This window comes from uncultured Brachyspira sp., assembly GCF_910588665.1.
GTDB lineage: Bacteria > Spirochaetota > Brachyspiria > Brachyspirales > Brachyspiraceae > Brachyspira.
Map to the genome: position 1 here is coordinate 1 of NZ_CAJUPR010000003.1, position 24,098 is coordinate 24,098.

Genomic DNA, 24,098 nt, shown 5'->3' on the forward strand with positions numbered 1-24,098 from the left:
GATACCATTCAAAAAATAAAAGAAAAACATAACGGAAAGATTTATACTGAATAATTATTATAAATCATATTTTTTATTAAAAGATGGGAATATTTATTCTCATCTTTTAATAAAACTAAAAAATATTATATAAGCTATTTTATAATCAGCTTTAATATTTTAAATATTTTAAAGTAAGTCTGGAAACTACCGATAATTTTTACGAATAAGTTTATATATTGCAAGGAGGCATTAAAATTATGGGAGTTAAAAAGTATTTATTTTTATTGCTTATTTTATCAGCATTAAATAGCATATATGCATTTGCAAGTCAGAATATTATCAGAGTACATTTAACAGATGTAAAACTTCCTTATACTATTAATATAAAAGGTCCTTATAAAGCTTATAATTATAAATATGAAAGCGAAATTATTTCAGGACTTACCAATGAAACTATAATTGTTGCAGAAAACAGATTGGGATTGAAAGTTAATGATATAGGAGTCTATAAAGAAGGAATAGTATTTGAAACAGAGGACGGATTTACTTTGAACGGCGTTGAATATTACGGTTCTTTAATGTTTATTCCATACAATGATACTATGATAGCAGTTAATGAACTTAATATTGAAGACTATGTTAAAGGCGTATTGCCGCATGAAATGTCTCCCGATTGGCCTATGGAGGCATTAAAAGCTCAGGCAGTTGCAGCCCGCACATATTCAATGTATCATATATTAAAAAATGCAAATAAACTTCCTTTTGATGTTGATAATACTACAAAATACCAAGTTTATAATGGAAAAGAAAAAATAAATTGGGCTGTTGAACAGGCTGTTGATAGAACTAAATATGAAATAGCCGTTTACAGAGGCAAAGTTATAGCTACATATTTCAGCGCTTTATGCGGAGGACATACCGACAGCGCTAAAAATGTATTCGGGGTTGCCGTTCCTTATCTGGAAGGCGTATCATGTCCTTACTGCAATGCTCAGATTAAGCCCTGGACTAATGCATTAAGCTATAATGAACTTAATAATGATTTGGCTAATTATTCCGTGAATGCTACGGAAAATTCTTCCATAGGAATAAGCATGGATCCTAAATCAGGAAAAGCAACAAATATTAAAATAGACAGTAGCGATATTACTTCAAGAGATTTTAGAAGCACGCTTTCTCCTAAATTAGTACCTTCGCTTAATTTTACTATTAAAAAAGTGGATAACGGTATAATAATTACAGGTAAAGGAAGCGGACATGGTGTCGGTATGTGCCAATGGGGAGCTTACGGTATGGCGCAGGTAAAAAAAGATTATAAAGAGATTTTAAAATTCTATTATAACGGAGTGGATATTGTTGATTATAATAGAGTTAATAAACAATTTGAGCCTGATGTATGGGGAAATTAAAATTATTATAATCATATAAAATTAAAGGCTTGTATTGATGATTAATATAAGCCTTTAATTTTTAACTGTTATTATTATAAATTAAATTCTTTTTATATTATTAAAATTATTATTTTTTATTGTTGCTAATAAAAATGGCTGCGAGCTGTAAAGCAAATTTATTTGCTTGATACTATTAGGCGAGTACCGTGAGGTGCCTACATAGCAACAATAAAAAGCATTAATATATAATAACAGACTTTCAAAAATTAATGTAATTGTTTTGTTTTACTTTTTCGCTCTGCGTACCTTCGGTAACAAAAAGTAAACAGCTTTTTTGGTTCTTTTTTATCTGTATAAAAAAGAACAAATAAATCAAATAATAAAAGATAACACCAGAAAGGAAGAGCTTTAAATAAATTATAAAAATAAATAAAAGATAATATTAGAAATATGGGATAATAAAATAAAAAAATAAAAGCATAGCAATAAATAATAAATTATTATTTATACTTCGTCAAAATGTAAAAATTATTTGCAAAAATACAAAAAAATAATACAATGATAAAAAATGTTTTTGGATTTAAGCTGCATGAAAATAAAAAAAATTATTAATAAGAGAATATTATTATTTGCTTTTAGTTTTGAAATTATAATTATAATAATAACATCTATGCTTGGAGCACAGGATATTTCTTTAAAAGAAAATATTATATCAAAGAATAAAATCAATTACGGTACGGCTTTGGAACTTTATAATAGGGGAAAATATTTAGAGGCATATAATCAGTTTGCAAATATAATGAATACGGAAGAAGATATTATTATAAAAGATTATATTATATATTACGGAGCTAAAAGTGCCTTATATACAAATATGTATAATGAAGCTTCAGATTTATATTTGCTGTTAATGAAAGAATATCCTCGCTCATTATTATATCCTTATGCGCAGCAGTATAAGGCTTTAGCAGAGTTTTACAGAGACGATTATCCTATAAGTAATTTTTTTAACGGAAAAACACAGAAATGGATTAAAGAGTTCGTGGGAGTAAGGGCTTTAAAAAATACTGATGATACTAATAAAGCTAAAATGATAGCTTATGAGCTTTTAAGTAAATTTTCAAATATAGAAGCTATTATATATTATAATAATAATTATTCAAATGATATAATGACATTTAATAATAATTTGAAATACAATGTAGCCGTAAAACTTTATGAGGCTGGATACAGAAAAGCGTCTCTGAATTATTTTAAAAATTTATATGATAATAATTCCCATAAAGAAAGCAGTACATACTATATGGCTAGAATTAAACAGCAGTCAGGCGATAGGGAAGATGCCTCTAAATTATTTGACGAATATTTAATCAATGCTGATAACAAATCATATAGGAGACTCTCTCTTTATTATTCTGCTGATAATTATAATATGCTTAAAAATTATGATAAATCTGCAGAGTTATACGGTATATTTTTAAAAGAATATCCAAGAGATGATTATATACCTAGAATATATAATAATTTTGTTAATATAAGTTTAAATAGAAATAATTTAGTTCAGGCAAAAGTATATTTAACAAATGTAATGAAAAGATTTCCAAAGAGCTGGCAGACGGAACTTGCTTTGAAATCTTATTTAAGAAAAGCTTTCAAATTAAAAAATAAAACGGAGACTTATTTTGCAGCTAAAGCTTTGGAGGCAAGATATCCGAGTTTTAGGCATGATTTTGCCTTATCTTGGAATATGTGGACTGCGCAGGAGTTCGGAGACTATGAAAAAAGAGATGAGTATTTAATAAAAACTCTTCTTACAAGTAAAAGTCATTATTTTATTAAGGGTGCTTTAAGTCTTGCCGATTCAAAAATGGTTTCCAATGTAGGGCTTAGCAACTCTTATTATTTGAATGAGGCAAAAAAATATTATGCCGATTCTAATTACAGCAAATCTATGCAAATACTGAATAATATACAGTTTTTAAATTATATAGCCACAGGAAAAGAAGATGATATTATAAAAGAGTCTAGGGCTATTGCTAAAAATATTCTTATGCAGAAAAGATTTGTAAAGGAATTATATTCAGACAGAAGCGAAAGGGATTTATTTAATGAGTTATCTCTTCAAACCAGAATGGAAATTAATAAATCTATAATATTATATTATTATGGTGATTATGATAATGCTTATACTGAGTTTAATAAAGTATTCAAAAAAACACAGGTAACATATCCGTTATTTTATTTTGCCAAGAAGATATTTAAAGATTCCGGAAATACTAAAAGACTTATACAAATATCGGCTAATATAGGAAAATATTTTGGATATCCTTATTCGGATAATACGGATTTATTGCCAGATGAGTTTAGAAAGATGGTTTATCCAAGATATTTTGACGAATATGTTGTGCCGGAATCTAAATATTATAAAATAGAACCCAATTTTGTATATGCCATAATGCGTGAAGAGAGTTTATTTGATCCTAAAGCAAGATCTTGGGTCGGTGCTATGGGACTTATGCAGCTTATGCCCTCAACAGCGGCGGATGAAAACAAAAAAGCCAGATACAGATATAATCCTTTAGACTTAACCAATCCTAAGCATAATATTAATTTAGGAGTTTCGCATTTAGGCTTTCTTTTCAGCAATCAGAATGCAAGCAATTATATACTTGTAGCCGCAAGCTATAATGCAGGTTCAGGACGCGGAAAAAGATGGAAAGCCGAATACGGCACTAATAATATGTATCGTACGGGAAGATTTATAGATATTGAAGAAACCGAATATTATGTGGAAAGAGTTATAAAAAGCTATGAATATTACAGTAAATATTATAAGAATTAATTTTTTATATAAATATTGATTTGCTTAATTTCAATTTTTTATGTTTAAGTAAAATAGTTGCTGTAATAAAAAATGCAGGGTATTAGTATTCTGATACTCTGCATTTATATATGGAATGGAAAAACAATCAATCGTCAAATTTTTGTCCTATTAAATGTCCGTTTGAAGATATATAAAGCTCCATCATATTATTAAGTTTTATTTCATAAGTTCCCCATTTCTTTTCAGCACTTATTATAACGGTTTGCGGATATGTATTTCTTATTGTATTTGCCACATTAGGAGGAAAAATACTATGAGGTATTCCCACATATTCAGCTTTTATTTCAGACCAATCTCCATTATATAAAAATTCTATTTCTATGCCGTTTGAAAGTTTTACCTCATATTTTCCGTCATCATTCTCCACATACCAAATTTGAGCATTGGAAAAATTATTATATATGAATTGCTTAGCTTTTTCAGGCAGAGCTTCAGGAGAAATAACCCAGTCTGCAAATAAAAAGCCTGAGAAGATTATTATTATTATTAATACAGTTTTTAATATTTTCATAAATAATCCATCCTATTTTATAGCTTTATCATATCATATTTATTACTATATGTCAATATTTTTTACAAATATTTTACTTTTTGTTTACAAGGTATAATATTTTATAATTATTAATTAATTACTACTTTGTTTTTTTAAATATAAAATTATGCTTATTATAGATATAATAATAAATATTATCCAACAGGTTATAGTAGTATATATGTATTTCATTGAAGGTTTAAATTCAAATATTATGATGTTGTCGCCTGCCTCCACATAAACCCCTCTGAATAATAAATTAGCATTTAAAAGCTCCCTCTTCTCTCCGTTTACTGTAACAGACCAATCATTATTATAACGCTCTTTTGATACCAGCACTCCTGCATCTGGTGTTTTTACATTAAATACTATTTTATTGCCTGTTTCTTCAATTATATGCACGCTGTAAATGGAGTTATAGTTATTCAAAGTTATATTTATGTCAGTATTATTTAATAATACAGCCTCATTAACTAAATTAAAATTAGGCATAGTTAATCTTCCTAATGCGTCATTAAAATCTTCAGCGTTATAGGCATTATTAACAAATTCATATTTATTTCTGTAGCCTTTAAGCTCATACAAAACAGCAGCAGAAAACTGATCCTTATACTCTGTTATTTTTATTAAATCATTTGAAAGTACAGACTGATCCAAATATGTAGGGCTTAAAATATATCTTACTCCAAGTAAATCCATAAGTCTGGGCTGATATCCTATATAATCATTTATTCTAAAAGATATAAAAGTATCGGTTATGTCTTTTGATAATCTGCTTGCCGCAGGAGGTTCTGTTAATGGTATATTGTAATAAGGCATTGTATGAGTAGTATATCTGTATAAATAAGGTATTAATACAGGCATTGTGGTTTTATTTCCGCCTTCTTTTATAATATGATCCACTATAGGAGTGGAATTATACATTTGATTGTAATCAGATTTCACTATAAACATGTTTGCGCTTTGGTTTAAATCTAAAAACAGTATTGCCATAAACATATATGGAAGATATTTATAAAATAGATTTTCTTTATTTACAATAATTATATATAAGAATATTATAATGCCGCCTATAATAAGAAATCCTATATGTCCGTAATCATATACTGAAAATAATATAAATCCTATTAAAGGCACTATAAGAATAAATTTGTCCTTAATAGTTATTTCTTTTAATGAAACAGCGCTGTTAATTAAAAGAAGAGATGCTGAAGATATAAGAGCTAATCTTATAAAAGACATTGATATATTTTTCGCTATTAATGATGCGGCAGTCTCTTTCCAATCTAAAGCAAAACTGTTATATATCATTCCTTTAGCTAATATTGTAATTAATGCTGATATTACAGAAGCAACGGATATTATATACATTATTTTTTGAGCCTTATTTATATATTTATAATCATCTTGCAAATATTTTAATAATTTATCTTCTTTTTTTGCATCTATAGCTTTGAATATATAATCGGCTGCGAACGATGAAAGCACTGCAAACGGTATAGGTATAATTTCTATAAATTTATTTGGGTTTCTTGCATCTCTGAATATCGGTATTTGGAATAATGCACCGTATATTATAGGAAAATATCTTCCGAAGCTTGCCGTTAAGAAAAATAAAGCGGTTCCAATCCAGAAGTATTTTTCATTATATTTTTTTCTGCTTATAAATACTGCAAATATTATAAAAATAAAAGTTATATAACCTATATTTGAGGCTGTAAGCGAGAAGTTTGAGGTTTTAGGCTCTCCTTTTATATTTGCTATTCTTCCCCAATAAGGATGAGTTTCGCTTCCTGAATAGTAGCCGAAAAAACCCGGAATAAAGAAACCTAGAACTTCTTCAGGCGGATATGACCATCTTGTAGCCCATTGCCACAATTGTATTTTATCATTTACTCCTGCAGCCCCCATATTCTGAGTATTTTTTGTAATCATTATTATTTGCATGGACATTAAGAAAGAAAATACGGCGGTTAAAAAAAATTTTAGGCATAAAAGAATTATTTTTTTTAAATCTGTTTTTATAAAATATATTAATTTATTATTTTTTTTATTATAAAGCAGGTATAAGAAATAACATGACAAAAATAAAGAAAAATACATTGCAACATCTAAAGCCCCGCCTAAAAATGCAATTGCTAAAAAAGCTCCTGTAAAAAAGAAATAAATACATTTTTCAGAGTTCATTGCTTTTGATAAGAAATATAATACAAAAGGAAAATAGCAGTAAGTTTCAAATTTTCCTAAATGTCCGGGAAGTATCAGAGTAATTACAGCATTAGAGAACATTAAAGCAATGGAGCCTAACATAGCAGCTTTTGAAGATAATTTTTTTTCTCTCAAAAATAAAAATAATCCGTATCCCATTACAGCTATATGAAGCATTATGCTTGCTTGAGGGTATATATTATTTGGAAGAAAAGCTATTAATAAAGATTTAGGATGAATTGGTACAGTTGAAGAAGAAGCTGTTGTAAAATAGGCATTATTCCAAAAATATAAATTTCCGCTTAATATTGCATCTTTAATATTTTTTATATCCCAAAGTATAACATCTCCCATTTGAAGATAAGAAAATGTTAAATTGCTGTAAAAAAATAGTATGGAAAGCAATGCAAATATAATAGGGTATATGATTTCTTTTTTTAATGATTTCATTACTTATATGTCCTTATTTTTGATAAGTGATTTTTTGAAAATATTCTATAAATAATATATAAAAGGTTATGTATTGTCAAGAATTTTTATATTAAAATATTTTTATAAATATTACTAAATATAGTATTGTAAAAAAATATATATATACTATAATATACAAATATTTTTTACTACAGTTTTATATTTTATCTTAATAATTTTAAAGGAGCTTTTTATAATGAAGGATAAAACTTTTTTAATGATACCTGGACCTACTCCTGTGCCTGAATCTGCCTTGATAGAAATGGCAAGACATCCTATGGCGCATAGAAGCAAAGAATTTTCAAAGATAATAAAAGAAGTTTATGAAGATTTAAAATATGTGTTTCAAACAAAAAATGATGTATTTTTATTTACCGCAAGCGGAACAGGAGCAATGTGTGCAGCGCTTGAAAATATTATTAATGAAGGTGATAAAGTATTATGTTTATCCATCGGAAATTTCGGTGCTAGATGGGAAAAGATAGCAGCAAGCAGAGGGGCTGCTATAACAAAAATAGAAGCTGAAGCTGGTAAAGTTATAAAGCCTGAAATGCTTGAAGAGGCTTTAAATAATGATAAAGATATAAATATTGTAACGCTTACTCATAGCGAAACTTCCACAGGGGCAGCTAATGATATTAAAACTTTATGCTCTATAATAAAAAAACATGGTGCTTTGTCCGTAGTTGACGGCATAACAAGTTTATGTGCTATGGAGTTTAAAACTGATGAATGGAATATTGATGTTGCCATATCTGGTTCTCAAAAAGGTTTTATGATTGCTCCGGGTCTTTCTTTTCTTACTGCAAGCAAAGATGCTTTAAAAATGCATGAGAGATGCAAATATCCTAGTTTTTATTTTAATTGGTCTGAGCATAAAAAATCTTTAGCTAAAGATACCACTCCTTTTACTCCTGCCGTTAATTTAATAACTTCTCTTCATACTGCTTTGAAAATGATAAAAGAAGAAGGCATTGAAAATGTTAATAAAAGACATAGAAAATTTTCTTTGGCTTTGAGGGCATCTATTAAAGCTATCGGATTAAAACTCTTTGTTGAAGATGATAATAATGCAAGCTATGCCATAACCTCAATACTTCCGCCAGAAGGCATAAGCGTTCCTGATATAAGAAAGACTTTAAAAGAAGATTATGATATTATAGTTGCAAACGGTCAGGGAGCTTTGGAAAATAAAATATTCAGAATAGGGACTCTCGGATATGTATGCGAACGCGATTTAATAATGGCTGTAGGTTCTTTAGAAGCCAGCTTGATTAAATTAGGATTTAAGTTTGAGCTTGGAAGCGGAGTTAAAAAACTAATAGAGGAATTAAATAAATAATATGTTTGCGGCAATTGATGTATGCTAAAGAGACAACAAAAAATAATACGGAGATAAAAATGAAGGTTTTAATAACTGATAAGATAAATGAATGTGTTAAGGATATAATTGCTGATGCTGCGGAAGTTGTATTCCTTCCCACAATGAGCGAAGATGAAATTGTAAAAGTTATAGGCGAGTATGATGCTTTAATGGTGAGAAGTCAAACTAAAGTTACAAGGCATGTTATAGAAGCTGGAAAGAATTTAAAAATTATAGGACGTGCAGGTGTGGGAGTGGATAATATAGATGTTGAAGCTGCTACAGAAAAAGGCATAATAGTAGTAAACTCTCCTGACGGAAATACAATAGCGGCATCTGAACATACCATAGCTTTAATGCTTGCAGTATCAAGAAATGTGGTTCCTGCTGCGGTATCAACTAAAGAAATTAAATGGAATAGGGATAAGTTTACGGGCAGCGAACTTTTTGGAAAAACTTTAGGCGTTATGGGATTTGGAAGAATAGGAAGAAAGGTTGTTCATATTGCTTTGGCTATTGGAATGAAGGTATTAGTTTATGATCCTTTTGCAAATGAAGAAATAGTTCATAAAACAGGAGCAATTTATAATACTTCTTTAGATGATTTTTTACCTAAACTTGATTATTTATCGCTTCATATACCTAAAACTGCTGAAACTAATAATATAATAAATAAAGATAATATGAGCAAGATGAAAAATACAGCTATAATTATAAATTGCTCAAGAGGCGGACTCGTTAATGAAGAAGATTTGAAAGAAGCTTTAGAAAACGGAGTTATAGCAGCAGCTGCAGTTGATGTTTTTGTCAATGAGCCTAAAATAGAAACATGTCCTTTGACAGAATATAAAAAAGATAATCTTATACTTACTCCTCATCTTGGCGCTAGTACAAAAGAAGCTCAAATAAATGTTGCTTTAGATGTAGCTAAACAGATAAAACAGGTATTATCAGGAGGATATACCGAATCGGCTGTTAATATACCTTCTCTTAATCCTGAAAAATTAGAGCCTGTTAAAGATTATATGAAAATAGCAGAAAATGCAGGGGAGATGATAATGCAGCTTTCCGTTGGTAAGATAAAATCATTGGAAATAACGGCTCAGGGCGATTTAATTAATTTAGATATTAAGCCGCTTGAAGTAGCTATATTGAAAGGCGTACTGTCTTATATGTTCCAAGATGTTAATTATGTAAATGCCCCCTATCTGGCTAAGCAGAGAGGAGTTGAGATAAAAACTATCAAATCGGAATCACCTTCCGCTTTTACAGGAATATTAAAAGTAAAATTAAATACTGATAAAGATACAACAAGCGTATCGGTTTCATTAATAGCTAAAAATATTGCCAGAATAGTTAAGCTTAATGATTATGATGTTATAATAAAACCTCAGCCTCATATATTGGTAGTGCCTCATATAAACAGGCATTCTATGATAGCAAAGGTTGCAGCTGTACTTTCAGGAGACAGCATCAATATAGGATCAATGAGCGTATCTGAAAATATAAAAGGCAGCAATATGTCTATAATGGTTATAAATGTTGATAGAGTCATAGGCAATGATATTACAACAAAAATTTCTAATATAGAGGGCGTTCATGACCCGAAATATGTAAAACTTACAGCAGAATATACCTTATAAATATATATATTATCAGGATAAGTAAAAATGAAATTAGCGGTTTTTGATTTTGATTCTACATTAATGGATGGAGAAACTTTGGATATTATTGCAAGAGAAACTAATTTTAAAGATGAGATTTCAGAGATTACGGCAAAAGGAATGAGAGGAGAATTAGATTTCTTTGAAAGTCTGCAGATGAGAGTATCTTTGCTTAAAGGAATAAAATTAGAAACCGTTAATGAAATTTGCAGTTCTCTTCCCATTATGAATGGTGCGGAAGAAACTATAAAAGAACTTCATAGAATCGGATATAAATGCATATGCTTTTCAGGAGGCTTTAAAAATGCCACTGTATTATTTGCAGAAAAACTTAATTTAGATGCAGAGTTTTCAAATATATTTCATGTAAAAAATAATGTGCTTACAGGAAATGTAGGAGGCGAGATGATGTTTTCAAGCAGCAAAGGAAATATGCTTTTAACTCTTCAGAAGCTTTTAAATATTTCCTATAATGATACTTTAGTTGTAGGCGACGGAGCTAATGATTTAAGTATGTTTAAATTTGCAAAAAATAAGGCGGCTTTCTGCGCCAAGGAAATTCTTAAAAAAGAAGCTAATATCATAATAGAAGAAAAAGATTTAAGTCTTATAATAGATAAAATTAAATAAATTAATTATATTTTATCTTATAGAGGCAGTTATTATCTTTTATCCATACTTATAAACTCCTGAGGATCTATAACATTTTTATATGCAGGTCTTATTATTTTTCTGTCATCAAAATTAAGTTCTTCTATTCTGTTAGCGCACCAGCCTACTATTCTTGACATAGCAAATAACGGAGTATAAATCTCTTTAGGTATTCCAAGCATATCATAAATGAAACCAGAATAAAGATCCACATTTGCGCATACTCTTTTTTTATCTCCTTTTACCTTCATGAAGCATTCAACTGCTCTTTCTTCTATTAACTCTAAAAATTGAAGTTCGCATTCTTTTTTCTTTTCTTTGGCTAGCTGAGAGGCAAGATCTTTTAATATAACAGCTCTGGGATCTGATAAGGTATAAACCGCATGTCCTATTCCGTATATAAGACCGCTTTTATCATAAGCTTCTTTATTTAGCATTTTTATAAGATAATCGTCTATTTGTTTTTTATCTTCCCAATTATCTATTACCTCTTTTAAATGAAGAAACATATCCATTACTTTAGCATTAGCTCCTCCATGCAAATCTCCTTTAAGAGATCCTATTCCTGCCGAGATGCTTGAATATGTATCTGTTCTTGATGAACTTGTAACGCGGACTGTGAAAGTTGAATTATTACCGCTGCCATGATCTGCATGAAGTATTAACAGCAAATCAAGCATTCTCGCTTCCAAAGGAGTAAATTCCTGTTTAAGCATATATAAAAAGTTTTCGGATATAGAATATTTAGGCTTAGGCAGAGTAATATTTAAATATTTTTGATCAACGCTGTATTTATACATATTATAAGCATAAGCAATAACTGCGGGGAATCTTGCTGTTAATTGTATGGATTGAAGCATTAGATTATCCAATGATAAATCTTCAGGATTAGGATCATGAATATACATTTCAAGTACGCTTCTTGACAATATATTCATAATGTTCTGACCTTCCAAATCAATTATATTCATAATAGTTTTTTTATCCAAATACATATTTTCCGATATAAGTTCTCTGAAAGACTGCAGTCTGTTTTCATCTGGAAGCTTTCCCGAAAGAAGCAGATAGCAAACCTCTTCATATCCAAAACGCTTATTTTTTAATATGTCGTCTGTAATATCTTTTATGCTGTATCCTCTGTAATACAGTTTACCGTCTATAGGATAAACATTTCCGTTTTCATCTTTTTCATATCCTACAACATCGCCCACATTTGTAAGTCCTACAAGTACTCCCGTACCATCTTCATTTCTAAGTCCTTTTTTGACATTATATTTTTGAAAAAGTTCGCTGTCAATTTTTATACGCTTGCTTGAATGATCGTATAATTTGTATAGTAAGTATTCTTTTTTCATAATAAACTCCTTAATAATTATTTTGGTTTATAAATACAATGTTCTTTAAAAATAAGAAATAGTTTAGTAATAATAGATTATATAAGAGAAACTATATTTTCTGCAAACTCTTTAGTTCCAAGCGATAATCCTTTATTCATAAAACCTGCTAAATCTTCTGTTGCGTACCCGCTTTTAAAAGATTTTTCCAATGCGTTTATTATTAATTCAGCCGCTTTATTCATATTTAAATACTCTAATGCCATAACGGAAGAAAGTATTAATGAACATGGATTAGCCTTATTTTTACCCGCTATATCAGGTGCTGTTCCATGAGTTGCTTCAAAAATAGCATGTCCCGTCTTATAATTTATATTTCCTCCGGGTGATATTCCTATTCCTCCGACCATTGCCGCTAACTGATCGGATATATAATCGCCGTTTAAATTCAATGTTGCGATTACGGAATAATTTTCTGGTTTTAATAATGTATTTTGCAAAAATGCATCCGCAATATTATCTTTTACTATAACTTTTCCATTTTCTTGTGCTTCTTTTAATTTTGTTTTTGCTTTACTCTCTCCAAACTCATTTTTTATCTTTTCATATTCTTCCATAGTAAAAGTTTCATTTGCAAATTCTTCTCTTGCAATTTCATATCCGTATTTTTTGAATCCGCCTTCGGTAAATTTCATTATATTTCCTTTATGAACTAAAGTAACAGAAGGAAGCTTGTTTTTAATAGCGTATTCTATTGCAGAGCGTATCAGTCTTTTAGAACCTTCCTCAGATACAGGTTTAACCCCGAAAGATGAAGTTTTAGGAAATCTTATATTTGATACTCCCATTTCATTTTTCAAAAAGTTATAGAATTTTTTTGATTCTTCCGTTCCCATTTTCCATTCTATGCCAGCATATATATCTTCAGTATTTTCTCTGAATACAATCATATTAACTTTATTAGGTTCTTTTATAGGAGATGAAGTTCCGTTAAACCATCTTACTGGTCTTAAGCAAACATATAGATCTAGAATCTGTCTAAGCGCCACATTCAATGAACGCATGCCTTCTCCTACAGGGGTAGTTAAAGGTCCTTTTATACCTATAAGATACTCTTTAAAAACATTTATTGTTTCATCGGGCAGAGGAGTGCCTATTTGTTTCTGAGACTTATCTCCAGCAAGTACCTCAAGCCATTCTATAGATTTTTTTCCGTTATACGCTTTTTTTACAGCCTCATTTACCACCATTTGAGATGCATGAGTAATTTCTGCTCCAACTCCGTCTCCTTCTATAAAAGGAATAGTAACTATATCGGGTATTGATAATTTACCATTTTTCATTTCTATTTTACTCATAATAATTTCCTAATAATTTTTTAATATTTGTTTTTTATTAATGTATTTAAAGCACTTCCGTTTTTAAACCATTCAATTTGTGCTTCATTATAAGTATGAATAGCTTCAAAACTTTCTTCATTTCCATTTTCATGTATAAGTTTAATTGTAAGATTTTGTTTAGGTCTGAAATTATCAAGTCCCAATATAGTTATTTTATCTTTTTCCTGTATTTTGCTGTAATCTTCCTTATTTTTAAAGGTTACAGCAAGCATACCTTGTTTTTTTAAATTTGTTTCATGTATTCTGGCAAAACTTTTAGCAAGAACTGCTTTTACATTTAAAAATCTAGGCTCCATTGCAGCATGCTCTCTGCTTGAACCCTCACCGTAATTTTCTTCCGCCACAACTATAGAAGATATATTTTTTTGCTTGTATTCTTTTGCTGTTTTTGAAATTTCTTCATAATTATCGTTTAATTGATTGAATACAAAGTTTGTTTTATCATTGAAGAAATTAACCGCACCCATCAACATGTTGTCTGAAATATTTTCTAAATGCCCTCTGAACTTTAGCCAAGGTCCGGCCATTGATATATGGTCAGTTGTACATTTACCTTTAACTTTTATAAGTAGAGGCATATTATTAAAATCATTAATATTGAATTTATTGAAAGGCTTTAATAACTGCAGACGCTTTGAATCTTTATCTATTATGATTTCTGCATTACTGTCAGGTGTATTATATATTTTTTTGTTTTCTGTGATTAATCCGTTTTTAGGCAAAGCAATACCCATAGGAGCATCGAGTTTAACTTCATTTCCTTCTTCATTTATGAGAGTGTCTTTAATAGGATTAAATCTTAAATCCCCTGCTATACTTAAAGCCATTACAGTTTCAGGAGAAGCAACGAATGCATGAGTATTAGGGTTGCCGTCCGCTCTTTTAGCAAAGTTTCTATTAAAAGATGTAACTATTGAATTTGCTCTTGTATTATCTGCTTCCTGTCTGTTCCATTGTCCTATACAAGGTCCGCATGCATTTGTCATAATTACAGCACCTATTTTTTTGAAGTCATCTATTATACCATCTCTTAAAGCAGCATTATATGAAGCTTCTGAACCTGGATTAATTATTATTTTTGATTTTACTTTTAATTTTTTTTCTATTACCTGTCTTGCTAAAGATGCAGCCTTACTTAAATCATAGTATGAAGAATTAGTACAAGAACCGATTAATCCCGCTTCCATTACTGCAGGATATTTATTTTCTTCTACCTTTTTAGCAAACTGACTTATAGTACATGCAGCGTCTGGGGTAAATGGTCCGTTTAAGTATGGTTCTAGCCCAGACAGATTAATCTCTATTATCTTATCATAATATCTTTCAGGATTTTTATATACTTCATCATCAGCTTTCAAATTATTTATATTTTCATAAGCAAGTTTAACAACTTCTTCTCGTCCTGTAGCAATCAAATACTCTTTTATGTTATTATCATAAGGGAATATTGAAGTTGTAGCTCCAACTTCAGCACCCATATTGCATATTGAAGCCTTGCCAGCAGCAGATAGGGTAGAAGCACCTTCTCCAAAATATTCTATAATGGAATTAGTACCGCCTTTAACAGTTAAAATTCCTGCTAATTTTAGTATTACATCTTTAGCACTAGCCCAGCCGTTTAGAGAACCTGTTAATTTTACTCCTATTATATTAGGTATTTTTAATTCCCATTCCATTCCTGTCATAACATCAACTGCATCAGCTCCGCCTACACCTATAGCAAGCATTCCAAGTCCTCCTGAATTAGGAGTATGAGAATCAGTACCTATCATCATACCGCCCGGAAAAGCATAATTTTCTAATACTATCTGATGTATTATTCCAGAGCCTGCTTCCCAGAAACCAAGTCCGTACTTTTTAGCAACACTCTCTAAAAAATTATAAACTTCTTTATTTATATTAAGTGCATTTTTCAAATCTTCTTTAGCACCTTTACATGCCTCTATTAAGTGGTCGCAATGTATAGTTGCTGGTACTGCTGATGATGTTTTTCCTGCATTCATAAACTGCAGTAATGTCATTTGCGCTGTAGCGTCCTGCATTGCAGCTCTGTCTGGTTTGAAATATGCATAGTCTTCCTCTCTTCTAAAATCTTTTATATTTTTTTCATTATATAAATGCGAATATAAAATTTTTTCTGATAATGTTAATGCTCTTTTCAGTTTTGATTTTATATTATTGATTCTATTTTTATAATTTGAATAAAATTTTCTTATCATTTCAATATCATAAATTTCCATAATTAATTCCTTATTATAAAAAATACTTAATATAAAGCATTATTATATATCAGTATTTGTTTTTTATCAAAAATTTTATAATTTTTTACAGGAAGATTTATAAAATTTTTAATATATTTACAAAAAATATAAATTGTTTTATTATATTTTCTGTAACAATAAATTATTTTACGGGGGGCTTATGTTTAAAGAATTTAAGAAATTTATTATGCGCGGGAATATATTGGATATGGCTATTGGTATAATTATAGGATCATCTTTTACTAAAATAGTTAATTCTTTTGTTGAAGATATATTAATGCCGCCTATAGGTTTAATATCAAGCGGAATAGATTTTTCAAATATATTTATAGTTATTAAAAAAGGCGCAGACAATATCAGAAATTATAATTCCATAGAAGCTGCAAAAAGCGCCGGTGCTGTTGTTATAGGAATTGGAATTTTTATTAATACTATAATAACTTTTATTATTACCGCTTTGGCTTTATTTATGATTATAAAAATGTTTAATAAAATTCAGGAAGCTTCCATTAATAAAGAAATAAACAATAAAGAACTTAAAGAAAAAACTTGTCCTTACTGCTGTTCTAAAATAAATATTAATGCTGTAAAATGTCCGAGCTGCACTTCAGATTTAAAGTAATTATTATAGAGCATGCGGTATTTAGTAAGTTTGCATAAAAGTTTTTAATAAAAGTAATATCTGCAGTTAAATATAAAAAATATATATTGTTATTTACTTGTTATCCTTTTATACTTATAAAAATCAAATAGCAGTATATGCAACTGAGTTTGGTGCTAAGTCTTCAGCTGCTACAATATCTGTAAATTTGCAGTGTATTGAAAAATACGGCATATCTGAACAAATAATACTTTGGGAGTTATAGTTGATACAATTTATAAGAAAAAAAGTTGTAAAAACTGAATTATAATTTATTATTAATGCCGATAAAAATTGTTTTATTATTTTTGTTAATAAACTAGATTAAAAAACAACTGATGATCAATGAGTTGATTATCAGTTTCTAGTTTGAATCGAAAAAATGTAAAAATTTAGGGAAGTAATAATGTTTATAACAAGTAAAAATGCAATAGCCGAAGCAATTTCCAAAGATCTGGTGCATACTTTATATATAAAATTTCCTATATCAAAAAGAGAAAAAGAAATTATAAAGCTTGCGGAAAAAAAGAAAGTATATATAAAAAATGTTGATAAAGATGAGATGGAGAAAATTATAGGTAAAATATATTCAATAGCTGCCTGTGTAAAAGGAAATAAAGAAATAGGTATAGAAAGTTTTTTAGAGAAATCTTTAAAAAATAAAAATCCTTTGATATTTATATTGGATTCAATAACAGATGTTCATAATTTCGGAGCTATAATTAGAAATGCCTATTTTTTTAATATTGCTGGTATTATTATTCCGAAAGATAATTCGGCGCCTATTAATAAAAAAGTTTATGAAATATCATCTGGTGCCGCCTATCATTTACCTATATCCGTAGAAACTAATTTGAACAGAGTTATTGAGTCAATGAAAGAAAAAGGTTTTTGGATATACTATGCCAGCGAAAAAGGTGAGATTTCTATTGAGGATTTTAAATTTGATTCTCCTACGGCAGTTATATTCGGAAATGAACATAGCGGTGTCAGGGATATTTTAAAAAAAAAATCGGACGGCAGTATTATTATAAATGCTTCTTCCGACTTTGATTCATTAAATGTATCGGCGGCATCAGCCATTATAGGATATGCATACTCAATTTATAATAAATGATATTATAATAGTTTTATGAATACAGATTAATATTGTTATATTTAGCATATATTTGTTTTTTTGCTTGCAATAATAACAAAAAAGTATATATTAAATATGCAGGATATAAATTAAGGGCATATTATATATGGAGATAAAAAAATGCCTATAGCACCTTTAGACTTACAGCAATTATATATGCAGCAATCGCATATAGGTCGTATGGAACATATAAGAATGGCTGCTAAAACTATTGCCATGCAATCCGAAGACAAAGATATACATAGAGATTCCTATATAAAAGATTCGACTGTTGTAAAGTCTGAAAATATATCTGATGAAACTAAAGTTAAAGAAAAAAAAGATGGGCAGAGACCTAAAGATCAAGGTTATATGTCATATAGAAAGAAAAATAAAAAAAGAAGTTCTGAAATCAACAGTATAGAAGAAAATAATATTATAGAGATAGAAGAGGTTCAGGCTTCAGAAAAAACTAAAGGCTCTAGAATAGATTTTCTCGGATAAGGAAAAATAAAGCAGAAAAATATTATTATGCAAATTTTAATAGCTGTAATAATTAATATTATTATATTAGCGGCTGCCATGCCTTTATTTTATATTTATATAGTTTCAAGAGCAAGAGAAAGATTTGAAAAAGAAACTATGTCTAGAGCAAGAGAAGAAATAGAAGCTTTGGTAAAAGAATTTAATAATATAGCATTATCAAGAATATCTATACTTGAAGATGCTATTGTAAGAGCAAATAGATTGGTTAAAGAATTAGATAATTTTAAAAGCGTAAATAATGAATCCAAACAAAAAGAAGAAATAAAACTGGATATTTCGATAAATGATATAAAAAAACCTAAAGCAGAATCTGATGAAAATAAAAAACTTAATATAATAATTGAAGATAATAATATAAATGCATCCGCAAAGTCTGCAAATGATGCTAAAAAAGAAGTTATAGAAAAATTAAGAAGTAGATTAGATAAAACAATAAATACAAATATAGGCATACATAATAATTCTGGAGCGGAATTAACTGATAATGCTTCAAATGATTCTCAAAAGAATGAAGATATTATAAATCTTTATAAAGAGGGAATAAGCAAGGAAGAAATAGCTAAAAAATTAAACTGTTCTATTACGGAAATAGATATTGTTATAGATTTGGAATTATAGCAAATATATTTTATTTTATTTTATTTTATCATATAAAGCTTCTATTTTTTCATGATATGCTTCAGCAACATTTGATCTTTTTATTTTTAATGATTGTGTAAGAAGCCCGTTTTCTAGGGTAAACTCTTCATCGGTTATTATAATTTTTGATACTGCTTCATAAGGCTTAAAACCGTTTTTATAATTTATTAATTTATCCAATTCTTCTCTGATAAGTTTATAAACTTCTTTTGATTGCGGTAATTTATTTTCATCATAAGGAATTTTCTGCATATCAAAATAATCTTTTATATTTTCTTTGTTGATTACAATTACAGCTCCTATGGAAGATTTATCCTGACCTACAAGCATAATTTGAGAAATATAAGAAGATTCCATAACTTTATTTTCTATAGGCTGAGGCTCTACATTTTCACCTGTTAAAAGCACTATTGTTTCTTTTGCTCTTCCAGTTAATACTATTTCTCCCTGCTGAGTATATGCTCCCAAATCTCCGGAATTGAAAAAATCTTCAACTTTTGACTGTTTTGTTAATTCAGGATCTTTATAATATTCTTTGAAAATATTAGGACCTTTTATATAGCAAACTCCCATAACGCCTTCAGGGCATATATTTCCGTTTTTATCCCTGACCTCTATTTTTACTTCGGGTATGGGAGTCCCGCAGGTTCCTCTGTAATTTTTATAAGGAGATCTCAAAGTAACTACAGGGGAAGTTTCTGTTATTCCCCAGCCTACCACTAAATTAATTCCTACAGCTTCAATAAAATCTTCTATATACATCGGCAATGCTCCTCCCCCTGATATTGTAAGACGTATTCTTCCTCCTGTTAATTCCAGTATTTTACTATATACCATTTTCTGCGCCATTTTATGGAATATAGGATCAAACATTCCGATGCTGTATTCGGATTTCTTATTATCTATTTTTTCATCTCCTAGAAGATATATTAAATTATTTTGATACCTTTTGCTTCTTATATATTTTACAGATCTTTTTATTAAAAATTTTGCAAGATTTTTAGAAAATGCGCTTTTTTTATTTATATTTTTGATTACCGTATTGTATATATTAACCCAAATAGCCGGCACTGAAATAAATATATCAGGTTTTTCTTCTATAAAATCATTTTTTAAATATCTTTTGTTTGTAATTGCAGTAAAGCATCCTATTATAGCCGTCACATAAGATATTGTTCTTTCATATATATGCCATATAGGAAGAATAGTCAAAAGTTTTTCTCCCGATTTTAATTGTATTATATCTGGCAGCACTCTTACATTATGAAGTATATTTCCATGCGTAAGTATAACGCCTTTAGGCTTTCCTGTTGTACCAGATGTATATATTATAGTTGCTATGCTTTCATTTGTCAGTTTGGACGCTTTTTTAACAGCAAAGTTTTCATCTCCATTTAAAGCTTTTTCCCCAATTTCTAAGAGTTCATTGAATGAATATATATTATTATCAGGATCATGCATAGAACTGTCCAAAACAACTATTAATGATATATCTTTATGATGCTTTTTTATTTTTTTATATACATATTCATTTTCAACCAATACTGCTTCAGATTCACTATGCTCTATTATATAATTTAATTCATCTGAAGAAGAATCTACGCCTCTAGGCACATCTGCAGAGCCTAATGCTAAAAGCGCCATATCAGATATAAACCATTCTATTCTATTTTCTGAAAATATTGCCACATGTTTTTTTGATAATCCTTTAATATCAAACGCTTTAGCTGCAGCATTTATTTTATTATAAAGATTTTTATATGTTATAGTTACTTTTTCTTCATTATTATCGTTTCTATATCTGTAAGCTGGATTTTGAGGAGTATTATTAACTCTTTCAAAAAATGCGCTGGGTATAGAAGTATAGTTTTTCATAAAATCTCCTAAGAATTATATAATTAGTTCTAACTATTTTTACGAAATATTAAGTAGTGAATTATAACTATAATACATATTAAAAATATTACAAGCGATTTTCAATATATTTTATTACATTTCTGCTGTATGCCGATACTGTAAAATTATCTAATATATTTTTTGATTTATTAAGAAAATCTGTTCTTATATATTTATTACTGTATGCTAAAAGCATTGAAGAGGCTATATCCTCTGTATTTTCCATATTGCAAGTTAAAGCACAGTTTTTGCAAGCCTCGTAAACTCCCGACTTATTAGATATTATTGATATGCAGGAGCAGTATAATGCCTCTATAACTGTAAGTCCGAAAGGCTCATTTATTGAAGGCATAACTAAAGCATAGCTTCTATTTAATAATTCTTTTTTATATTCTTCAGATATAAAGCCTTTAAAAATAATATTATTTTCTAAATTTATTTTTTTTACAAAATTTTTTAAATATTTTTCATATCTTCCTTTTCCTGCTATTATGAATTTTAAGTTTTTATTATCAATTTTTTCTAATAATAATTTAAAAGCTAATACCGCATTCTCTAAATTTTTAGGTTTTTCAATTCTTCCTATATAGATAAAATGATCCGATTTATTAATAGGCATTATATTATTATCTGTAATGCATGGATATATAATTTCAGCATCTCTGCCATAAACTCTTTTTACAGCTTCTTTTGTTCTCAAGCTATTTGACATTACATAGTCTATTTTACTTATTCCGAATCTGTCCAAATGCATAGTATATCTTGCTATTATATCCCAAGTTTTCTTAAGCATTTTATAGCTTTTGTCATCATATCCGTAAAGCCTTATACTTGGCTCATGGCAGTACCAAAAGCTTTTAGGAAGTTTTATATTTTTTTTTTCAGCATATTTATATGAAAGTCCGTAAAATATTGATGCTGGAAAGTTATGTATTAAAACGGCATCATAATTTTTTAATTCATTTGCTAGGAATTCTGATGTTTTATTAAAAACTAACGGATTTAATGTAATATCAGTTTTTATCTGTTTTATATAGTCTGGTATATTGCTTTTTAATTTATAAGTGTATACAGCTATTTCAATACCCAAATTGCAAAAATATTCGGAAGATGCAAGTATGACATTTTCAGCCCCGCCTTGATACCCAAAAGTGGGGTGAAGTACAGCTAGTTTTTTTAATTTATTAACATAATTGCTCACTTTGTTAATAATAATTTATTTTTTATAATTTTACAAGATACTATTAAATAAAAAATAACTAAGCATTTTTAAGCGGATAATTTTTTACTGTTTAGAATATAAATAATAAACTATAATAATTGATAGTGTTGATATTATACTAAATATTGATATAATATACTGAATATATTTTATATAAATGGTGGCGGAATGTTTTTCGGTGATTTTAAATTTATTATTTTTTATGCGCTTCTTCCAGTACTGATAATTTTATTTATTATGTCCAGAAGAAAAGTGCATAAAATTTTATCAATATTTACTAAAAAACTGAATTTTCAGAATGATAAAAATTATAAAAGAATATCAAATTTAAGAATGTTTTCAATTATATTTATGATAATTGCAGTTTCAAGCCTGATATTTGCTCTTATGCAGCCTAAATGGGGAATAATAGAGCAGAAAATAAAAACGGATAATTATATGGTAACTATAGTATTAGATTTATCAAGATCTATGGACGCTGATGATGTATGGCCTTCAAGATTAGAAAGGGCTAAATTAGAGATAGAAAAATTTGTAAAAAATACTGATAATCTATCCGTGTCATTAGTTGGTTTTGCAGGCACTAGTTTTATAGCATCTCCCTTTACTCAGGATATGGAAACTTTCAGTTATATACTTGATAATTTAAATACAAAATCCGTTACTCTGCAGGGTACTAGAATAGCCGATGCTTTGATTACTGCCAAAAATACATTTAATGTAAATGCCTTAAGTAAAAAATCTATTATTTTAATAACAGATGGGGAGGATCATGGCGGATATTTTGATAATGTGCTGAAAGATTTAAATGATATGAATATTAATGTATATACTATAGGTATGGGAAGTACGCAAGGAGCCAGTATTAATACCGATTTAGGTGTTAGAGAAAAAACCGTTATATCCAGACGAGATGACAGCATATTAAAATTAATAGCAGATTCTACGCATGGAAAAAGTTATATTTCTGAAAATGTTTCATTAGAAAATATTTTTAACGATATGAGGCATAATATGGACAGTATTTCTTCTGTGAAAAATAATAGAATCTATAAAGAGAGATTTCAAATATTTTTGGCGGTTTCTTCATCTTTAATATTTATGGTATGCATATTTAATATATTAACTCAAATAAAAATAAGAGATACTATAAAAGAAAAAATAATGAAAGAAAGAATTATAAAAGAAAAAATATAAATTTTGGAATTATAAAAAATGAAAAAATATAAATTATTAATAATGGGATTTTTAATTACTTTTATTTCAGTAAATTATGCATATTCTTTTTCATTAAATGAATTTACGGCTAAATTGGATGTGGACAGAGCCAACATATTAATGAGAAAGGGAGATTATGAAGGCGCTGTAACTTTATATGAGAAAGCTCTCAGCAAGATTCCTAATTCTCCTAGAATATTTTATAATATGGGCACAACAATGGCTTCTATGGGAGAAATGCATACCGCTTCAGAGCTGTTTGACATGGCTAAGAAAAATACGGCTGATAAAACAAGCGATAGAATGAAAAGTTATATATATTATAATTCGGGTATAACAAAAATAGAAATTGGGGACTATAAAGGCGCTATTGACGAACTTGTGGAATGTCTTGTGAATACTCCGAATGATAAAGATGCAAAGACGGCATTGGAATATGCACAGAAAAAATTAGAAGAACAGAATCAAAGAAATAACAGCGGTCCAAGCAGCAAACATGATAATGAAGAAAATCAGGACGGCAAAAGCGATAATAATAACGGAAACTTGGGAGATTATAATCAAAATAACCAGGATAATCAAAATAACCAGGATAATCAAAATAACCAGGATAATCAAAATAATCAGGATAATCAAAATAATCAGGATAATCAAAATAATCAGGATAATCAAAATAATC

Annotated in this window: 18 protein-coding genes and 1 pseudogene; 12 read left to right on the plus strand and 7 right to left on the minus strand. The window is 28.8% G+C overall.

Going from position 1 to position 24,098, the window contains the following annotated elements; translation table 11 throughout:
* Nucleotides 1–239 precede the first annotated feature (239 nt).
* Complete coding sequence (locus QZ306_RS02550) at nucleotides 240–1,391, plus strand: SpoIID/LytB domain-containing protein (protein WP_295160627.1); 1,152 nt, start codon at nucleotides 240–242, stop codon at nucleotides 1,389–1,391.
* A gap of 571 nt (nucleotides 1,392–1,962) precedes the next feature.
* A complete protein-coding gene (locus QZ306_RS02555; protein WP_295160630.1) occupies nucleotides 1,963–4,215 on the plus strand; it encodes a transglycosylase SLT domain-containing protein in 2,253 nt (750 codons plus the stop codon).
* Between the two features lie 127 nt (nucleotides 4,216–4,342).
* Here QZ306_RS02555 and QZ306_RS02560 read toward each other — a convergent pair whose 3' ends face one another.
* Nucleotides 4,343–4,768, minus strand: a complete 426-nt coding sequence (locus QZ306_RS02560) for a PepSY-like domain-containing protein (RefSeq protein ID WP_295160633.1) — start codon at nucleotides 4,766–4,768, stop codon at nucleotides 4,343–4,345.
* 114 nt (nucleotides 4,769–4,882) lie between these two features.
* The gene (locus tag QZ306_RS02565; protein ID WP_295160635.1) at nucleotides 4,883–7,447 is read right to left on the minus strand and encodes a hypothetical protein; all 2,565 of its coding nucleotides are present in this window, start codon (nucleotides 7,445–7,447) and stop codon (nucleotides 4,883–4,885) included.
* A gap of 217 nt (nucleotides 7,448–7,664) precedes the next feature.
* Here QZ306_RS02565 and QZ306_RS02570 point away from each other — a divergent pair, with 217 nt between their 5' ends.
* Genes QZ306_RS02570 through serB form a run of 3 tightly spaced genes read left to right on the plus strand, consistent with a single transcriptional unit; the run spans nucleotide 7,665 to nucleotide 11,125 of the window.
* Entirely contained in the window at nucleotides 7,665–8,810 is a 1,146-nt protein-coding gene (locus QZ306_RS02570) for an alanine--glyoxylate aminotransferase family protein (protein ID WP_295160638.1), read from the plus strand.
* A gap of 59 nt (nucleotides 8,811–8,869) precedes the next feature.
* On the plus strand, nucleotides 8,870–10,474 hold the full coding sequence (gene serA / locus QZ306_RS02575; RefSeq protein ID WP_295160640.1) for a phosphoglycerate dehydrogenase: 1,605 nt from the start codon (nucleotides 8,870–8,872) through the stop codon (nucleotides 10,472–10,474).
* A 27-nt stretch (nucleotides 10,475–10,501) separates the two neighbouring features.
* Nucleotides 10,502–11,125: a phosphoserine phosphatase SerB gene (gene serB, locus QZ306_RS02580; protein ID WP_295160642.1), complete on the plus strand. Its 624-nt coding sequence runs from the start codon at nucleotides 10,502–10,504 to the stop codon at nucleotides 11,123–11,125.
* A 32-nt stretch (nucleotides 11,126–11,157) separates the two neighbouring features.
* Here the strand turns inward: serB and QZ306_RS02585 are convergent, their stop codons facing one another.
* From QZ306_RS02585 to QZ306_RS02595, 3 genes are all read right to left on the minus strand, one after another.
* Complete coding sequence (locus tag QZ306_RS02585) at nucleotides 11,158–12,501, minus strand: citrate/2-methylcitrate synthase (protein ID WP_295160645.1); 1,344 nt, start codon at nucleotides 12,499–12,501, stop codon at nucleotides 11,158–11,160.
* A 77-nt stretch (nucleotides 12,502–12,578) separates the two neighbouring features.
* Nucleotides 12,579–13,838 carry an NADP-dependent isocitrate dehydrogenase gene (gene icd, locus QZ306_RS02590; protein WP_295160648.1) on the minus strand — a complete coding sequence of 420 codons (1,260 nt, stop codon included), beginning with the start codon at nucleotides 13,836–13,838 and terminating at the stop codon, nucleotides 12,579–12,581.
* Between the two features lie 20 nt (nucleotides 13,839–13,858).
* The gene (locus QZ306_RS02595; protein ID WP_295160651.1) at nucleotides 13,859–16,120 is read right to left on the minus strand and encodes an aconitate hydratase; all 2,262 of its coding nucleotides are present in this window, start codon (nucleotides 16,118–16,120) and stop codon (nucleotides 13,859–13,861) included.
* A 181-nt stretch (nucleotides 16,121–16,301) separates the two neighbouring features.
* Between QZ306_RS02595 and mscL the strand changes: the two genes are divergently transcribed.
* The 5 genes and pseudogenes from mscL to QZ306_RS02620 all read left to right on the plus strand — a co-directional run bounded on the left by mscL (nucleotide 16,302) and on the right by QZ306_RS02620 (nucleotide 19,062).
* Nucleotides 16,302–16,763, plus strand: coding sequence for a large conductance mechanosensitive channel protein MscL (gene mscL / locus QZ306_RS02600; RefSeq protein ID WP_295160653.1), 462 nt, complete (start codon nucleotides 16,302–16,304; stop codon nucleotides 16,761–16,763).
* A 118-nt stretch (nucleotides 16,764–16,881) separates the two neighbouring features.
* Nucleotides 16,882–16,989, plus strand: a pseudogene (locus tag QZ306_RS02605) (dicarboxylate/amino acid:cation symporter); the annotation flags it as partial.
* A 198-nt stretch (nucleotides 16,990–17,187) separates the two neighbouring features.
* Nucleotides 17,188–17,898 carry a 23S rRNA (guanosine(2251)-2'-O)-methyltransferase RlmB gene (gene rlmB / locus QZ306_RS02610; protein ID WP_295160656.1) on the plus strand — a complete coding sequence of 237 codons (711 nt, stop codon included), beginning with the start codon at nucleotides 17,188–17,190 and terminating at the stop codon, nucleotides 17,896–17,898.
* A 141-nt stretch (nucleotides 17,899–18,039) separates the two neighbouring features.
* Entirely contained in the window at nucleotides 18,040–18,402 is a 363-nt protein-coding gene (locus QZ306_RS02615) for a hypothetical protein (RefSeq protein WP_295160659.1), read from the plus strand.
* Nucleotides 18,403–18,429: 27 nt separating this feature from the next.
* Nucleotides 18,430–19,062 carry a hypothetical protein gene (locus QZ306_RS02620; RefSeq protein WP_295160662.1) on the plus strand — a complete coding sequence of 211 codons (633 nt, stop codon included), beginning with the start codon at nucleotides 18,430–18,432 and terminating at the stop codon, nucleotides 19,060–19,062.
* Nucleotides 19,063–19,077: 15 nt separating this feature from the next.
* Here QZ306_RS02620 and QZ306_RS02625 read toward each other — a convergent pair whose 3' ends face one another.
* On the minus strand, nucleotides 19,078–20,958 hold the full coding sequence (locus tag QZ306_RS02625; protein WP_295160669.1) for an AMP-binding protein: 1,881 nt from the start codon (nucleotides 20,956–20,958) through the stop codon (nucleotides 19,078–19,080).
* A gap of 88 nt (nucleotides 20,959–21,046) precedes the next feature.
* Nucleotides 21,047–22,180 (minus strand): glycosyltransferase family 4 protein, encoded by a 1,134-nt coding sequence (locus QZ306_RS02630; RefSeq protein ID WP_295160671.1) that lies wholly within the window; start codon nucleotides 22,178–22,180, stop codon nucleotides 21,047–21,049.
* Nucleotides 22,181–22,369: 189 nt separating this feature from the next.
* Here QZ306_RS02630 and QZ306_RS02635 point away from each other — a divergent pair, with 189 nt between their 5' ends.
* Nucleotides 22,370–23,398: a VWA domain-containing protein gene (locus tag QZ306_RS02635; RefSeq protein ID WP_295160672.1), complete on the plus strand. Its 1,029-nt coding sequence runs from the start codon at nucleotides 22,370–22,372 to the stop codon at nucleotides 23,396–23,398.
* Nucleotides 23,399–23,416: 18 nt separating this feature from the next.
* Nucleotides 23,417–24,098 (plus strand): tetratricopeptide repeat protein (locus QZ306_RS02640; RefSeq protein WP_295160674.1); only part of this gene is annotated, 682 nt, incomplete at its 3' end.

Excerpts from the sequence above, each read along its gene's own strand:
- icd (WP_295160648.1), bottom strand. The coding sequence starts at position 13,838 with ATGAGTAAAATAGAAATGAAAAATGGTAAATTATCAATACCCGATATA.
- serB (WP_295160642.1), top strand. The coding sequence starts at position 10,502 with ATGAAATTAGCGGTTTTTGATTTTGATTCTACATTAATGGATGGAGAA.
- QZ306_RS02550 (WP_295160627.1), top strand. The coding sequence starts at position 240 with ATGGGAGTTAAAAAGTATTTATTTTTATTGCTTATTTTATCAGCATTA.
- QZ306_RS02560 (WP_295160633.1), bottom strand. The coding sequence starts at position 4,768 with ATGAAAATATTAAAAACTGTATTAATAATAATAATAATCTTCTCAGGC.
- QZ306_RS02565 (WP_295160635.1), bottom strand. The coding sequence starts at position 7,447 with ATGAAATCATTAAAAAAAGAAATCATATACCCTATTATATTTGCATTG.
- QZ306_RS02585 (WP_295160645.1), bottom strand. The coding sequence starts at position 12,501 with ATGAAAAAAGAATACTTACTATACAAATTATACGATCATTCAAGCAAG.
- rlmB (WP_295160656.1), top strand. The coding sequence starts at position 17,188 with ATGTTTATAACAAGTAAAAATGCAATAGCCGAAGCAATTTCCAAAGAT.
- QZ306_RS02595 (WP_295160651.1), bottom strand. The coding sequence starts at position 16,120 with ATGGAAATTTATGATATTGAAATGATAAGAAAATTTTATTCAAATTAT.
- QZ306_RS02570 (WP_295160638.1), top strand. The coding sequence starts at position 7,665 with ATGAAGGATAAAACTTTTTTAATGATACCTGGACCTACTCCTGTGCCT.
- mscL (WP_295160653.1), top strand. The coding sequence starts at position 16,302 with ATGTTTAAAGAATTTAAGAAATTTATTATGCGCGGGAATATATTGGAT.
- QZ306_RS02620 (WP_295160662.1), top strand. The coding sequence starts at position 18,430 with ATGCAAATTTTAATAGCTGTAATAATTAATATTATTATATTAGCGGCT.
- serA (WP_295160640.1), top strand. The coding sequence starts at position 8,870 with ATGAAGGTTTTAATAACTGATAAGATAAATGAATGTGTTAAGGATATA.
- QZ306_RS02625 (WP_295160669.1), bottom strand. The coding sequence starts at position 20,958 with ATGAAAAACTATACTTCTATACCCAGCGCATTTTTTGAAAGAGTTAAT.
- QZ306_RS02635 (WP_295160672.1), top strand. The coding sequence starts at position 22,370 with ATGTTTTTCGGTGATTTTAAATTTATTATTTTTTATGCGCTTCTTCCA.
- QZ306_RS02555 (WP_295160630.1), top strand. The coding sequence starts at position 1,963 with ATGAAAATAAAAAAAATTATTAATAAGAGAATATTATTATTTGCTTTT.
- QZ306_RS02615 (WP_295160659.1), top strand. The coding sequence starts at position 18,040 with ATGCCTATAGCACCTTTAGACTTACAGCAATTATATATGCAGCAATCG.